Annotated in this window: 15 protein-coding genes and 1 pseudogene; 7 read left to right on the forward strand and 9 right to left on the reverse strand. The window is 61.0% G+C overall.

What is annotated here, in order from left to right; translation table 11 throughout:
• Positions 1–10: 10 nt before the first annotated feature.
• Positions 11–190, reverse strand: coding sequence for a Flp family type IVb pilin (locus tag FZ934_RS17140; RefSeq protein WP_153272051.1), 180 nt, complete (start codon positions 188–190; stop codon positions 11–13).
• A 403-nt stretch (positions 191–593) separates the two neighbouring features.
• On the opposite strand from FZ934_RS17140, the gene FZ934_RS17145 reads away from it, so the two are divergent.
• From FZ934_RS17145 to FZ934_RS17175, 7 genes are all read left to right on the forward strand, one after another.
• Positions 594–1,010, forward strand: coding sequence for a pilus assembly protein N-terminal domain-containing protein (locus FZ934_RS17145; protein WP_153272481.1), 417 nt, complete (start codon positions 594–596; stop codon positions 1,008–1,010).
• 87 nt (positions 1,011–1,097) lie between these two features.
• Positions 1,098–1,715 (forward strand): TadE/TadG family type IV pilus assembly protein, encoded by a 618-nt coding sequence (locus tag FZ934_RS17150; protein WP_056816247.1) that lies wholly within the window; start codon positions 1,098–1,100, stop codon positions 1,713–1,715.
• Positions 1,715–2,296, forward strand: a complete 582-nt coding sequence (locus tag FZ934_RS17155; RefSeq protein WP_153272052.1) for a TadE/TadG family type IV pilus assembly protein — start codon at positions 1,715–1,717, stop codon at positions 2,294–2,296. The genes FZ934_RS17150 and FZ934_RS17155 overlap by 1 nt, the downstream gene beginning before the upstream one ends.
• A gap of 102 nt (positions 2,297–2,398) precedes the next feature.
• Positions 2,399–3,619 carry a phosphopentomutase gene (locus tag FZ934_RS17160; RefSeq protein ID WP_153272053.1) on the forward strand — a complete coding sequence of 407 codons (1,221 nt, stop codon included), beginning with the start codon at positions 2,399–2,401 and terminating at the stop codon, positions 3,617–3,619.
• Complete coding sequence (locus FZ934_RS17165; protein WP_153272054.1) at positions 3,616–4,584, forward strand: adenosine deaminase; 969 nt, start codon at positions 3,616–3,618, stop codon at positions 4,582–4,584. The genes FZ934_RS17160 and FZ934_RS17165 overlap by 4 nt, the downstream gene beginning before the upstream one ends.
• A gap of 108 nt (positions 4,585–4,692) precedes the next feature.
• Positions 4,693–5,322 carry a uracil phosphoribosyltransferase gene (gene upp, locus FZ934_RS17170; RefSeq protein ID WP_113360890.1) on the forward strand — a complete coding sequence of 210 codons (630 nt, stop codon included), beginning with the start codon at positions 4,693–4,695 and terminating at the stop codon, positions 5,320–5,322.
• A 159-nt stretch (positions 5,323–5,481) separates the two neighbouring features.
• On the forward strand, positions 5,482–6,021 hold the full coding sequence (locus tag FZ934_RS17175; protein ID WP_153272055.1) for a TIGR02281 family clan AA aspartic protease: 540 nt from the start codon (positions 5,482–5,484) through the stop codon (positions 6,019–6,021).
• A 6-nt stretch (positions 6,022–6,027) separates the two neighbouring features.
• On the opposite strand, the gene deoA is transcribed toward FZ934_RS17175, so the two are convergent.
• The 8 genes and pseudogenes from deoA to FZ934_RS17215 form a co-directional block, all read right to left on the reverse strand.
• Positions 6,028–7,335 (reverse strand): thymidine phosphorylase, encoded by a 1,308-nt coding sequence (gene deoA, locus FZ934_RS17180; protein ID WP_153272056.1) that lies wholly within the window; start codon positions 7,333–7,335, stop codon positions 6,028–6,030.
• Between the two features lies 1 nt (position 7,336).
• Positions 7,337–8,113 (reverse strand): deoxyribose-phosphate aldolase, encoded by a 777-nt coding sequence (gene deoC, locus FZ934_RS17185; protein ID WP_153272057.1) that lies wholly within the window; start codon positions 8,111–8,113, stop codon positions 7,337–7,339.
• Positions 8,113–8,916, reverse strand: coding sequence for a purine-nucleoside phosphorylase (locus FZ934_RS17190; protein ID WP_153272058.1), 804 nt, complete (start codon positions 8,914–8,916; stop codon positions 8,113–8,115). The genes deoC and FZ934_RS17190 overlap by 1 nt, the downstream gene beginning before the upstream one ends.
• The gene (locus FZ934_RS17195) at positions 8,913–9,302 is read right to left on the reverse strand and encodes a cytidine deaminase (RefSeq protein WP_056816281.1); all 390 of its coding nucleotides are present in this window, start codon (positions 9,300–9,302) and stop codon (positions 8,913–8,915) included. Before FZ934_RS17195 ends, FZ934_RS17190 begins: the two co-directional genes overlap by 4 nt.
• 4 nt (positions 9,303–9,306) lie before the next feature.
• Positions 9,307–10,277, reverse strand: a pseudogene (locus FZ934_RS17200) (ABC transporter permease).
• Between the two features lie 10 nt (positions 10,278–10,287).
• Positions 10,288–11,391, reverse strand: coding sequence for an ABC transporter permease (locus FZ934_RS17205; RefSeq protein ID WP_153272059.1), 1,104 nt, complete (start codon positions 11,389–11,391; stop codon positions 10,288–10,290).
• 7 nt (positions 11,392–11,398) lie between these two features.
• Entirely contained in the window at positions 11,399–12,910 is a 1,512-nt protein-coding gene (locus tag FZ934_RS17210; RefSeq protein ID WP_113361382.1) for an ABC transporter ATP-binding protein, read from the reverse strand.
• Between the two features lie 72 nt (positions 12,911–12,982).
• A complete protein-coding gene (locus tag FZ934_RS17215; RefSeq protein ID WP_113360899.1) occupies positions 12,983–13,975 on the reverse strand; it encodes a BMP family lipoprotein in 993 nt (330 codons plus the stop codon).
• Positions 13,976–13,984: the final 9 nt, after the last annotated feature.

Raw genomic sequence — 13,984 nt, forward strand, 5'->3', positions numbered from 1 at the left:
TACCGCGATATCAGGTCGGCGTCTTGCTGCTGATCGTGTTCGACAGGCTGTTGAACATGAGGTTCAGTTTGTTGCCGAGAGCGGATGCACCGGTGATGAGCGCTACGGAAATGAGCGCTGCGATCAGGCCGTATTCGATTGCGGTCGCGCCGGATTCGTCCTTGAGAAAACGGCTTACAAGCTTGGTCATGATAACTCCTAACTCCAGTTGATGTTCAGCACGTCCGCCAACTGTTTGCCGTTGATCGGATTGGCCTACCCTAGCGAGTGGCGCTTTCCATCAACTTAAAGAATTGAGTTACCGATGCGTAAACGTGTTTAGCGCTTTGAATATGGTAAGTGTTGCCTTCGATCGAAACTTAAAATTCGAAGTATTGTCACCTAACGTCTTCTTGATACTACAGGACTTCCCGGAAACCACCGTTTCCCGCCGTTTGCTCGTGTCGTCGCCTGTGCTGGAACGCGCCGTGCCATATGCTCCAAATCGAGCCTATCTCGCGTGCTATAAGATGAATCACCATCGGTTAAATCTTCGTTCACCATTTTTTCCCATGCTGGCGGGAGGTTCCATTAAGATCGCGAAAGAAAAGTGGATGTCACCGAGCGGCAAAAGGATATTTCTCGCCAGCGCTCTTGCCGTCGCGGGTCTCTCACAAGCAGCCGTGGCGCAGCAATCCGAAATGCTGCGCGTCTATATGGATCAGGCGCGCGTGTTGAAGCTTGACCGTCCTGTCAGCAAGGTCATCATCGGCAATGCCAAGGTGGCCGACGCAACCGTCGCCGACCCCAAGACGATCGTGCTGACCGGCAGAAGCTTCGGCAGCACCAATCTTGTCCTTCTCGATTCGGACGGCAACGCAATCCTTGATGAGAGCATCCTTGTCTCGATCGACGAAGCAAACACTGTGCGCGTTTTCCGCCAGACGGAACGGACGGTCCTGTCCTGCACGCCGAATTGCGAGCAGCACAGCGCCCCCTCGAACGAAACCTCGGCCGCAGCATCCAACTAAGCTCGTTAAACTTCTGAGCCGCTCTGAAACGAAAAATCAACGCTCGTCGCGTAAGACTGCGCGATCAAAGCTGTTCGGACAAAAACCATGACGGAATTGGATCAGACAGCGGAAGGGGCCAGACGGCGGGGATGGACACGTCGACGGTCAATTGCCGCTTTCGCGCGCTCTCGCGATGGATCGGCGGCGATCGAGTTTGCCCTGCTCGCCATTCCCTATTTCATGATTGTCTTCGCGATCATCGAGACCTTCGTCGCCTTCGCGGGCGAACAACTCGTTTCCAGCGCCGTCGATACGCTGAGCCGCAAGATACGGACGGGTCAGATCACGCTCGCGAACACCGACCGCACGGCATTTCGTACCGCGCTCTGCAACGAGATCTCCGTCCTGATCAAATGCTCGACGACAGAGGCCGCAACGCCCAACAAGCTTTATGTCGACGTGCAGAAGTTCTCGACGTTCGCGGCCATCCCGACAACCATTCCGAAGGTGTCGACGGCGAATTACGCGGATATCAATACGTCGGCCTTCCAATACGCGCCGGGCGGTGCCGGAACGATCAACATGGTCAGGGCCTACTATCGCTGGCAGGTCATTACCGACCTCATCCGCCCCTACATCTCCAGCGTTCGGCCCGCCGACGGCTCCTCGGCCTATTTCCTCATCGTCGCGACCGCGGCTTTCCAGAACGAGCAGTATCCGTGATGGCCCTTCGTAACGCTTTGCGGAAACTGAGAAGACTGGGTAGCCGTTTCGCGAGGGATCGCGAGGGCGTCGGTGCGATCGAGTTCGCGATCCTGTTTCCGATCCTCGTCGTGCTCTATGTCGGTGCGTTCGAGATTACCATCGGATTGAGCCTCAGCAAGCGCGCCGCGCGATCGGCCGCGTCTGTCGCCGATGTAGTAACCCAGCAGCAGAGCGTCACGAAGTCCTGGCTGGCCGACATGCCTTCGGTCGCAAGCGCGATCTTTGCTCCGTACCCGACAACGGGAATGACGCTGAAGATCACCGGCATCACGATCGATTCGTCCGCCAATCCGAAGGTCAAGTGGTCCTGGGCCCAAGATAACTCCGCGCCCTATGCCGCAAACTCGGCGGTCACGGTGCCGACGGATCTGAAAAAGGCGAGCAGCTTCCTCGTTCGTGCCGAGATCACTGTGCCGTACCAGCTGTTCCTCTTCGCGTTCGCGCCGAATCTCGTGTCGAACACAAGCGCCCTGACGATCAGCCGGACCTATTACTATCGCCAGCGTCAGGGCGATGACGTCGCCTGCAGCGATTGCTGACAGCTCGTTTCCCCGCGATATTTGCCAAGTCACCACGACCGATATAAGGCTTGGCCTTTCGCAGCCTGCAGACGTCGGGCGCGTTTTGCTATCGGGTGAACCATGCCGCGTGCTTTTCTGTTCGTTCTGGATTCCTTCGGAGTCGGCGGTGCGCCGGATGCAACGACCTATGGCGACGAGGGCGCCAATACGCTCGGCCATATAGCGGAATTCTGCGCCGCCGGGGCAGGGGACCGCGAAGGACTGCGCGCTGGCCCGCTGCAGCTTCCGAACATGTCGGCCTTGGGGTTGCTGCATCTCGCCAAGGCGGCTTCCGGTCGCTTCCCGGCAGGGATGCCGGTGCCGGAGAAAATTTACGCGACCTACGGCTCCGCCAACGAGGTCTCGCGCGGCAAGGATACGCCGTCAGGGCACTGGGAGATCGCCGGAACGCCGGTAACCTTCGACTGGGGCTATTTTCCCACTGATGGAGATGCATTCTCGCCCGACTTTCTGGAGTCGCTGTGCCGTGCGGCCGATGTGCCCGGCATCCTCGGCAACTGCCACGCATCGGGGACCGATATCATAGCGCGCTTCGGCGAGGAACACATCCGGACGGGCAAGCCCATCTGTTACACCTCGACGGACTCGGTGTTCCAGGTTGCCGCGCATGAAACGCATTTCGGTCTCGACCGGCTGATGACGTTCTGCGCGATCGCGCGAGCATTGCTCGACCCGATGAATATCGGACGGGTGATTGCCCGGCCGTTCGTCGGCGAACGGGTGGCCAATTTTCAGCGAACCGGAAATCGTCGCGACTTTTCGGTTCCACCGCCGGAGCCGACGCTGCTCGATCGGCTGGTGAAGGAAGGGCGCAACGTGCATGCCATCGGCAAGATCGGCGACATCTTCGCCCATCAGGGTGTGTCGCGCGTGATCAAGGCCAACGGCAATCAGGCGCTGATGGACGCGACGCTCGACGCGATGGATACCGCCGAGGACGGCGACCTGGTCTTCACCAATTTCGTCGATTTCGACATGGTCTATGGCCACCGTCGCGATGTTCCGGGCTATGCCGCAGCTCTCGAGGCATTCGATGCCCGTTTGCCCGAGGTCGGCGGCAAACTAAAGCCCGGAGATCTCGTCATCCTGACCGCCGATCACGGCTGCGACCCGACCTGGCGCGGCACCGATCACACCCGCGAACGGGTGCCTATCATTGCCTATGGCCCGGGCTTGCGCCCTCGCGATATCGGTATCCGCTCGACCTACGCCGACATCGGCGAGACGATCGCCCGGCATCTGCGCATTCCGACCGGCCAGCACGGGAGAAGCTTTCTATGACCCGCCATTTGAAGAAGGTCGAGCTGCACTGCCATCTGGAAGGGGCGGCTCCTCCATCGCTGACGTTGGCGCAGGCCCGCAAATACAACATCGACATCGCCGCATATCTGAAGGACGGAGCCTATGTCTGGCACGACTTCGCGAGCTTCCTGCAGTGCTACGACAAGATTTCCGAGGTCTACAAGACCGAGGAAGACTATGCGCTGCTGACGGAAACCTATCTGGGCGAGCTTGCCTCGGTTGGTACGATCTACAGCGAATTGATTGTCTCGCCCGATCACGGAAAACGCATCGGCCTTGGAGCTGACGCTTACATCGCCGGTGTTTGCGAAGGCATCCGCCGGGCAGAGGCTGCAAACGGGATCGTGGCCCGGCTGATCGTCACGGGCGAGCGGCATTTCGGTCCCGATAGTGTTGTCGGTGCCGCGGAATATGCCGCGAAGGCACGCAACCCGCTGATCACAGGCTTCAATCTTGCCGGTGAGGAGCGTATGGGCCGCGTTGCCGACTACGCCCGGGCTTTCGACATCGCGCGTGATGCCGGTCTTGGGCTGACGATCCACGCGGGCGAAGTCTGCGGACCGTTCAGCGTCGCCGATGCACTCGATGTCGTGCGTCCGTCCCGCATCGGTCATGGCGTGCGGGCGATCGAGGATGAAGCCTTGGTGCGTCGTCTGGCGGAGCAGGGCACGGTTCTCGAAGTGTGCCCCGGCTCGAACATCGCATTGAAGGTCTTTCCGGATTTTGCCGCCCACCCGCTGCGGCGGCTGAAGGAAGCAGGCGTGCGGGTAACGATCAGTTCCGACGACCCACCCTTCTTCCATACGTCGCTCGAGCGCGAGTATGAGCTTGCGGCGAGCGCCTTCGGCTTCACCGATAGCGAGATCGACGAGCTGACGCGCACGGGCCTCGAAGCGGCCTTCGTGGACGAAGAGACGCGCAAGGTCCTTCTGGCGCGCCTCTGAGCGTCCGTGATTGGGGATCAGCAATGCAAATCGTCGTCCGCTCTTGCAGCGGACGGGATTTCCATGAAAGAAACATCCTATAAGAATAGCTAAAGAAAGGGCTCGGCCATGGACGGCGTTACGGTCATCGATCATCCGCTTGTGCAGCACAAACTCACCATCATGCGGCGCAAGGAAACATCGACCGGAAGTTTCCGTCGCCTGTTGCGCGAGATATCGACGCTGCTGTGTTACGAGGTGACCCGAGACCTCGAGCTGACGATGGAAACTATCGAGACGCCCATGGAAACCATGGAATCGCCGATTCTGGAAGGCAAGAAGCTCGTTTTCGCGTCGATCCTTCGCGCTGGTAACGGTCTTCTGGAAGGCATGCTGGATCTGGTCCCGTCGGCCCGCGTATCGCATATCGGCGTCTACCGCGACCATGATACGCTGCAGCCAGTCGAATACTACTTCAAGGCACCGGAGGACATTTCCGAGCGCCTGATCATTGTCGTCGATCCGATGCTTGCCACCGGCAATTCGTCGATCGCCGCGATCGAGAAGCTCAAGGAGCGCGGCGCACACAACATCCGCTTCCTCTGCCTGCTGGCGGCGCCGGAAGGCATCAAGAACTTCCGCGAGGCGCATCCGGACGTGCCCGTCTTCACGGCGTCGATCGACAGCCATCTGAACGATAAGGGCTACATCGTGCCGGGATTGGGCGACGCCGGCGACCGCATGTACGGCACGAAATAATTAACGCGCCATTTACCAGATGTTGGTGGTTGATGCCCCGGAACGACCTTCCGGGGCATTTTCATTGAGGCATTAGTAACTTGTCAGCAATTGCGGCGTAGCACCTAGAGACATGGCCTCGCATGATGCGCGGTTTATACAGGAAGGATTTCTGTCTCCATGCTCGTGCGTACAATCATATTCGCAAGCATCGCAGCGGTGTTTGCCAGCCAGGTCCCATCGTTGATCGGGGCAACAGGCAGTGTTTCCCGCCCAGAGCCTGCCGTCTCTGCGAATTACGTTTCCGGCACCGTCGATACGGTGCAGCCGTCCCAGGCATCCACGTCGCTGGGCACGATGCGCCTGCAGGCCGATGCTCAGGGCCACTATACAGGCGATTTCAGGATAAACGGTCGTCAGGTGCAGGGGTTGATCGATACCGGCGCCACCTATGTCGCCCTGAACGAAAGCCTCGCGCGCCGCCTCGGCTATACCGCCAACCAGCTGGATTTCCGCTACGCCGTCAGCACAGCCAACGGTCAGACGAAAGCCGCTCATGTTACCCTGGATCGCGTCGAGATCGGCGGTATCCGCGTTCGCGATGTGGAAGCTTTCGTCCTGAGAGACGAGGCCCTGTCTTCGACGCTTGTCGGCATGAGCTTCCTGAAGAAGCTCGGATCCTATTCCGTCGCTGACGGATCGCTCAGCCTGAAGCAATAAAGAACATCAGAGACGCTGCGAGATGACGGCGGCGAGCGCAGGCTCGCTGTCGGAAATCCTGTACGTGTTCCTCAGCGCGGCCGCGGCGGCGGCGGCCGCGTCTCTCGTCGCTGCGTGAACGAACCCGATCGGAGCGCCTTTCTCGACATAGGTGCCGATGGGCGGAAGCTCGGAGAAACCCACGCGGCTATCGATCTTGTCTTGAGGGTGCCGTCGTCCGCCACCGAGATCGATCACCGTCATGCCGATCTGACGGGCGTCGCAGGAATGCAGCCACCCGGATTGATCAGCGGCGACCGGAACGACGCAAGGCGCGGTCTGGAGATAGGCATCGGGCCTCTCCAGCAGATCGGAAGGGCCACCGAGCGCGTGCACCATCCGACCAAAGATCTCGGCGGCTGCGCCCGAGGAAAGGGCGTCCAGCGCCTTCGCGGTCGCGCTGTCAGGCGTCTCGGCAAGACCGGAGGCCATCAGCATCTCGCCGGCGAAAGCAAGAACGACTGTTTCCAGTCGCGTGCCCTTCTTCCGGCCGGCAAGAAAATCCAGACAATTCCGGATCTCGACCGCGTTGCCGGCGGCATCGGCCAGCGGCTGGTTCATGTCGGTGATCAGCGCGGAGGTCTTCACGCCCGCGCCGTTCGAAACCTCGACCAGCGAGCGCGCCAGAACGCGCGCGTCCTCAGGCTCCATCATGAAGGCGCCATTGCCGACCTTGACGTCGAGCACCAGCGTCTGCAGGCCCGCCGCCAGTTTCTTGGAAAGAATGGACGCCGTGATCAGCGGTATCGAATCGACCGTCGCCGTCACGTCCCTGATCGCGTAGAGCTTGCCGTCGGCAGGTGCCAGCGCGCTGGTCTGGCCGATGATCGCGCAGCCGACCTCCCTGACCGTTCTGCGGAAGAGGGATGCATCGGGCGTGATATTATAGCCGGGAATGGACTCCAGCTTGTCCAGCGTGCCGCCGGTATGGCCAAGTCCGCGGCCGGAAATCATCGGTACCGCGAGCCCGCAGGCTGCCGCAATCGGCGCCAGCATCAGCGAGACATTGTCCCCCACGCCGCCGGTCGAATGCTTGTCGGCAATCGGTCGGTCGATATCGCTCCAGTTCAAGGTGTCGCCAGAGGCCGCCATCGCCTGCGTCAGGGCAATCACTTCGTCACGGGACATGCCCTTGAACCAAACGGCCATCGCGAAAGCGCCGATCTGGCCTTCTGAAAGATCGCCCGCCGCCAGTGCGGAGATGAACGCACGGATGTCATCGGCCGATAGCGTGCCGCCGTCCCGCTTCCGCCTGATGATTTCCTGCGGGATCATCTCAGTAGCTCGATGCCGCCGATTGTGTCGATTGCGTTCCGCTGAGAACGGCAAGGATATCGTCCAGCAGGCCCGATGCACCGAAGCGGAACGTCGAAGGCATCGGCCAATCCGGTGCCATGATCGTCTCTGCGAGGCTGAGGTAGAGGGCCGCATCCGCAACCGATCCAATGCCACCGGCCGGCTTGAAGCCGACCTTTCGGCCGCTATGGCGGATTGAACGAAGCATGATGTCAGCCGCTTCAAGCGTCGCGTTGACGGAGACCTTGCCCGTCGACGTCTTGATGAAATCAGCACCGGCCTCGATCGCCAGTTCGGATGCGCGGCGGATCAGCGCCGGATCCTTGATCTCGCCGGTCTCCAGGATGACCTTCAGCAATACCGGCTCAACGCATTCGGCGCGCACCGCTGCGACCATGTCGGTCACGGCCTTGCCGCTGCCCGACATGAACGCGCGATAGGGGATCACAAGGTCGATCTCGTCGGCGCCGTCAGCAATCGCTTCGCGCGTCTCGGCCGCGACGTCGGCTACTTCCATCTCGCCCGATGGAAAATTGACGACGGTCGCGATCTTGACGGAATGCCCGCTGCCGAGAATGGCGCGGGCGTGCGCGACGAAGCGCGGCCAGATGCAGATGGCAGCCGTATTGCCGTAGGGCGTCTGTGCCCGCGCGCAAAGCGCGTCGATCTGGGCTTCGGTGCAATCATCCTTGAGGTTCGTCAAGTCGAGAAGGGACAGTGCGACCGCGGCCGTTTCCTTGAGGGAATGGGTGCTCATTATTCGTTTCCTCCAGCTGCGATCATGTCCTTGAGGATGGCAGCGAGACGGGCGCCTCCAACAGGCGCCATGTCCTTGGTTTCGTCGTGGCTGAGTTCGGAACCGGTCATGCCTGCACCATAATTGGTGATGACAGAGGCAGCCGCAACCCTCATGCCAAGCATTCTGGCGATGATGACTTCGGGCACGGTCGACATGCCGACGGCATCGGCGCCGAGGATACGCGCCATGCGTATCTCGGCCGGAGTTTCAAAGCTCGGACCCGAGAACCACATGTAGACGCCCTTGGCGAGCGGGATGTTGGTCCGTTCCGCGGCGTGTTGCATCGCGGCGGCGAGTTCAGCGTCATAGGCATTGGTCATCCCGACGAAACGCTTGTCGCTTTCCTCGCCGATCAGCGGGTTCATGCCGGAATAGTTGATGTGATCGGAGATCTGCATCACCGACCCGGGCGGCATGTCTTCACGCAGCGAGCCAGCCGAATTGGTCAGGATCAGGGAATCGACCCCAAGCGCCTTCAGCACCTCCAGCGGCGCGCGCATGGCAGCGGCATCACCCTTTTCGTAGAAATGCACGCGGCCGGACAGCATGACCACGGAAACGCCGCCGAGCGAGCCGATAACCACTTCGCCGGCGTGACCGGAAACCGCGCTGACCGGGAAGCTTGGAAGATCGCCGTACGGTATGCGTACGGCATCCTCCAGCTGATCGACAAGCGAGCCGAGGCCGGAGCCGAGCACGATGCCGTAGCGCGGGGAATGGCTGCCCAGTCTGCCGCTCAGCAGGTCAATAGCCGCCTTCATCCCAGTTCCGTTTCGAAGCTGAACGGCAGAAGCTCGTCCATCGTCATGGTCTTCTTCACGCCAGCCTCGTCACAAAGATAGATGCGGGTTTCCTTCGACGCGAACTCCGAGATCTTCTGGCGGCAGCCGCCACAGGGCGGGCAGAGCGGCAGTTTTTCGGCGATGACAGCCATCTCGACGATTTTCTTGGCGCCGCCCATGATCATCGCGCTGATCGCGGTGGGCTCCGCACACCAGCCCTGCGGGAACGACAGGTTCTCGATGTTGGCGCCGGTATAGACCTTCCCGTCCTCGGCGCGGATCGCCGCGCCAACGGGGAACTTGGAGTAGGGCGCATGGGCAAAGGCCATGGCGCCGCGTGCGGCTTCGAAAAGATCGTGCGACATGTTCTCAACGTTCCTTCGTGTAGGGGACGCCGCCGGCCTTCGGCGGGATGGCTTTGCCGATGAAACCGGCGAGCAGGACGCAGGTGAGGATATAGGGCAGGGCCTGGAAGATCTGCACCGGCACCTCGCCGATACCGGGGATAGGCTTGCCCTGCATGAAATTGCCGAGTGCGTCGAGGAAACCGAACAGCAGGCAGGCAAACATGACCGGAACCGGCTTCCACTTGGCGAAGACGAGGGCGGCAAGCGCGATGTAACCCTTGCCCGCCGACATGTCCTTGATGAAGGCAGCCGATTGCGCAATGGCGAGGTAGGTGCCGGAGAACCCGCAGAGAATTCCCGCGCACATGACCGAACGGTAGCGCAGCCAGCTGACCGAAATGCCGGCGGTGTCGACCGCGCCCGGATTCTCGCCGACCGCGCGCAGGCGAAGGCCGAAGCGGGTCCGGTAGAGGATCCACCAGGAGAGCGGCACGGCAAGAAACGCCAGATAAGTCAGGATATTGTTGCCGGAGATGACGTTTGCATAGAGCGGCCCGATGACCGGAACCTCGCGCATTGCATCAGCGCCAGGCAGCACGATCGGCGAAAACCGTGCCTCGGGGAGAAGCTGCGGCGTTCGTCCCCCTGGCCAAACCAGGCGCCACCGAGAACGATGGTGATACCGGCAATGAAGAAGTTGATCGCCACGCCCGAGATGATCTGGTTGCCGCGGTTGGTAATCGACGCGAAGCCGTGCACGAGGCTGAGAGCCACCGAGCAGATGATGCCGGCGCCGAGGCCGAGCCACGGCGAATCCGTCAGGTAGGCGACGCAGGCGGCCGCGAAGGCCGATCCCAGCATCTTGCCTTCGAGGCCGATGTCGAAAACGCCCGCTCGCTCCGAGAAGAGCCCGGCAAGGGCCGTGAATATCAGCGGGATCGACAGGCGGATCGTCGAGCTCAGAACGCTGATGAAGATGTCATAATAGTCCATCGCGCGCTCCTCACTTGCCCTTGAACTGCTGGTAGACGCGCACAAGCGCCGGACGGAACATGTACTCCAGAGCACCGGCAAACAGGATCACCAGACCCTGGATGACCAGGATCATCTCGCGCGTGATGGTGGGCATCTCGAAGGAGATCCAGTCACCGCCCTGATAGAGGATACCGAAAAGGATCGCCGAAAAGACGATGCCGACAGGATGGTTGCGTCCCATCAGCGATACGGCAATGCCGACAAAGCCCGCGCCGCCGACGAACTCGACCTGCAGGCGTGCCGACGAACCCATGACCGGGTTGAGCGCCATCATGCCGGCGAGCGCGCCCGACAGCAGCATGGCGATCATGACCGTGCGTGCATAGGGAATACCGGCATAGGAGGCAGCACTGGGGCTGACGCCGAGCGTGCGCATCTCGAAGCCGAGCTTCGTGCGCCAGATCAGTAGCCAGACGAAATAGGATGCAACCAGCGCGATGATGAACGAAACGTTGAACGGTGCCGCGCCAAGCTTCGCGCCGAACATGTTCATCAGCCAGCCGAGTTTCGGAAGCTGGCCGCCTTCGAGGAAGGTACGGGTCTCAGGCGCCATCTTGCCCGGCACGATCAGGACATGCACCAGCAGGTACACCATCAGTGCCGCACCGATGTAATTGAACATGATCGTCGTGATGACGATGTGGCTGCCGCGCTTGGCCTGCAGGAATGCGGGAATGAGGGCCCAGGCCGCGCCGAAGAGCCCGGCGCCGATGACGGCGATGGGCATTGTGACGTACCACGGCACATAATTGTCGAGAGCCAGTGCCACCAGCGCGCAGCCGAGGCCGCCGAGATAGGCCTGGCCTTCGGAACCGATGTTGAAGAGGCCGGCATGGATCGCAACGGCGACCGAGAGCCCCGTGAAGATGAAGCTCGTTGCATAGTACAGCGTGAAGCCGATGCCTTCGCCGCTGCCGAGTGCTCCTTCGATCAGGAGTGACAGGGCGCCGAGCGGGCTTTCGCCGATCAGCCAGACGACGAAGCCCGAGATCAGGAAGGCAACGACAAGGTTCAAAAGCGGAATGAGGCCGTAATTGATCCAATTGGGAAGCGGGACGGAAGCAGTGCTCATAAAGTCCTCACGCGGCAATGCCGGCCATCATCAGGCCGAGGGTCTGTTCACCGGCATCGGGCGTCTTCTCGCCGACCACGTGGCCGGCAAACATGACAAGGATACGGTCGGAAAGGGCGCGGATTTCGTCGAGTTCGACGGAGACGAGCAGGATTGCCTTGCCCGCATCGCGCATCTCGATGATGCGGCGATGGATGAACTCGATGGCGCCGATATCGACGCCGCGCGTCGGCTGACCGATGATCAGCGCCGTCGGATCGCGTTCGATCTCGCGGGCGACGACGATCTTCTGCTGGTTGCCGCCGGAGAAATTCGCCGTCTTCAGGCGCGGGTTCGGCGGGCGGATGTCATACTTCTCGATCTTCTCCATCGCGTCCTTGCGGATCGCGTCGAGATCGAGGAGCGGTCCTTTGCTGTAGGCGGAATTGCGATGATAGCCGAGCACCGAGTTCTCGTACTCCTCGAACTTCAGCACGAGGCCCATGTGGTGCCGGTCCTCGGGGATGTGCGCGAGGCCAAGTTCGCGCAGGCGCGCGGGATCCGCCTTGTCAATCGGCTGGCCGTCGAGGAATATCTCGCCGGAGTGCGGCTTGCGGATACCGGCAATGGCTTCCAGCAGCTCCGACTGTCCGTTGCCGGCGACCCCGGCAACGCCGACGATCTCGCCGGCTCTGACGTCGAACGAGACGTTGTCGACCATGACGACGCCGCGGTTATCCTTCACCGTCAGATTGCGCACGGATAGGATGACTTTGCCTGGATTGGCCTCGCCCTTCTGGACGCGCAGCAGGACGCGACGGCCGACCATCAGCTCGGCAAGTTCTTCGACGGTCGTTTCCGCCGTCTTGCGGGTCGCGACCATCTCGCCGCGGCGCATGACCGATACCGTGTCGGTAATCGCCATGATTTCGCGCAGCTTGTGCGTGATGAGAATGACGGTCTTGCCCTGATCGCGCAGCACGCCGAGGATCTTGAACAGATGGTCGGCTTCAGCAGGTGTCAGAACGCCGGTCGGCTCGTCGAGAATGAGGATTTCGGCGCCGCGATACATGGCCTTCAGGATTTCGACGCGTTGCTGCAGGCCGACCGGGAGCTGCTCGATCAGCGCATCCGGGTTGACCTCAAGGCCATATTCCTTCTCGAGCCGCTTCAGTTCGGCGCGGGCCGATGCCACGCCCCTGGCGAGCAGCGCTCCGCCCTCGGCGCCGAGCATGATGTTCTCGAGCACCGTGAAATTGTCAACGAGCATGAAGTGCTGGTGCACCATGCCGATGCCTGTGGCGATTGCCGCTTGGCTGTCCTTGATCGTCACGGCCTGGCCGTTGACCCGGATCTCGCCCTGGTCGGCGTGGTAAAAACCGTAGATGATCGACATCAGCGTCGATTTTCCGGCCCCGTTCTCTCCGATGATGCCGTGGATCGTGCCTTTGGCGACGGTGAGGTTGATGTCTTTGTTGGCGTGGACGGCACCGAATTTCTTGTCGATGCCCACAAGTTCGATAGCGGGCGTGTCAGTCACAGCAGGCTCCAGATACGAAAAGGGCGTATGGCGAAAAACACGTTCCGCCATACGCCCAATTTCAGGCGCGGATCACTTCGGGCAGGCGTTGTCCGATGTGTAATCGTGAACCTTGACGGTTCCTGCGATGATGTCGGCCTTGGCCTTTTCGACGGCTGCCAGCATTTCAGGCGTGATGAGGGCCTTGTTGTGCTCGTCGATAGCAGCCGAAACACCGTCTTCCTTGACGCCGAGCGACTGTACGCCACCGGTGAACTTGTCAGCCTTGGTGTCGGTGTAGGCGTTGTAGACAGCGAGGTCGACACGCTTGACCATCGAGGTCAGGACGGAGCCCGGATGCAGGTAGTTCTGGTTCGAATCGACGCCGATCGAGAACTTCTTGTTGTCGGCTGCCGTCTGCAGAACGCCGAGACCGGTTGCGCCGGCTGCCGCGTAGATCACGTCAGCGCCCTGGTCGATCTGGTTCTTGGTGAGCTCGCCACCGCGGACCGGGTCGTTCCAGGCGGCACCGGTCGTGCCGGTCATGTTCTGGAACACTTCCATCTTGGCATTTGCAGCCCGTGCGCCCTGCTCGTAGCCGCACTCGAACTTGCGGATCAGCGGAATGTCCATGCCGCCGACGAACCCGACCTTGCCGGTCTTGGAGGCCATGCCGGCGAGAACGCCGACGAGGTAGGAACCTTCCTCTTCCTTGTAGACTACCGAGCGAACGTTCGGCTTGTCGACGACGGCGTCAACGATGATGAACTTGGTGTCGGGGAATTCGGCGGCAACCTTTTCAATCGCCGAGGTCCAGGCGAACGAGACGGCAACAACCGGGTTGAAGCCGCGGCTTGCGAAGTTGCGGATTGCCTGCTCGCCCTGCGTATCACCGGTGGGCTCGAAATCGCGATAGGCGATACCGGTTTCCTTCTTGAACTTTTCAGCGCCGTTGTAGGCGGCTTCGTTGAAAGACTTATCGAACTTCCCGCCGGTGCCATAGACGAGAGCTGGCTTGACGTCGGCGGCCAGCGCCGTCGTGGACATGGCAGCCACGGCGAGGAGAGTCAGAAGGGATTTTTTCATGAGTTGCAG

The sequence above is a fragment of the Rhizobium grahamii genome (assembly GCF_009498215.1).
In the GTDB taxonomy this organism is placed as follows: domain Bacteria; phylum Pseudomonadota; class Alphaproteobacteria; order Rhizobiales; family Rhizobiaceae; genus Rhizobium; species Rhizobium grahamii_A.

Excerpts from the sequence above, each read along its gene's own strand:
- FZ934_RS17145 (WP_153272481.1), top strand. The coding sequence starts at position 594 with ATGTCACCGAGCGGCAAAAGGATATTTCTCGCCAGCGCTCTTGCCGTC.
- FZ934_RS17195 (WP_056816281.1), bottom strand. The coding sequence starts at position 9,302 with ATGTCGCACGATCTTTTCGAAGCCGCACGCGGCGCCATGGCCTTTGCC.
- FZ934_RS17215 (WP_113360899.1), bottom strand. The coding sequence starts at position 13,975 with ATGAAAAAATCCCTTCTGACTCTCCTCGCCGTGGCTGCCATGTCCACG.
- FZ934_RS17150 (WP_056816247.1), top strand. The coding sequence starts at position 1,098 with ATGACGGAATTGGATCAGACAGCGGAAGGGGCCAGACGGCGGGGATGG.
- deoA (WP_153272056.1), bottom strand. The coding sequence starts at position 7,335 with ATGATCCCGCAGGAAATCATCAGGCGGAAGCGGGACGGCGGCACGCTA.
- FZ934_RS17160 (WP_153272053.1), top strand. The coding sequence starts at position 2,399 with ATGCCGCGTGCTTTTCTGTTCGTTCTGGATTCCTTCGGAGTCGGCGGT.
- FZ934_RS17165 (WP_153272054.1), top strand. The coding sequence starts at position 3,616 with ATGACCCGCCATTTGAAGAAGGTCGAGCTGCACTGCCATCTGGAAGGG.
- upp (WP_113360890.1), top strand. The coding sequence starts at position 4,693 with ATGGACGGCGTTACGGTCATCGATCATCCGCTTGTGCAGCACAAACTC.
- FZ934_RS17140 (WP_153272051.1), bottom strand. The coding sequence starts at position 190 with ATGACCAAGCTTGTAAGCCGTTTTCTCAAGGACGAATCCGGCGCGACC.
- FZ934_RS17155 (WP_153272052.1), top strand. The coding sequence starts at position 1,715 with ATGGCCCTTCGTAACGCTTTGCGGAAACTGAGAAGACTGGGTAGCCGT.
- FZ934_RS17205 (WP_153272059.1), bottom strand. The coding sequence starts at position 11,391 with ATGAGCACTGCTTCCGTCCCGCTTCCCAATTGGATCAATTACGGCCTC.
- deoC (WP_153272057.1), bottom strand. The coding sequence starts at position 8,113 with ATGAGCACCCATTCCCTCAAGGAAACGGCCGCGGTCGCACTGTCCCTT.
- FZ934_RS17190 (WP_153272058.1), bottom strand. The coding sequence starts at position 8,916 with ATGAAGGCGGCTATTGACCTGCTGAGCGGCAGACTGGGCAGCCATTCC.
- FZ934_RS17175 (WP_153272055.1), top strand. The coding sequence starts at position 5,482 with ATGCTCGTGCGTACAATCATATTCGCAAGCATCGCAGCGGTGTTTGCC.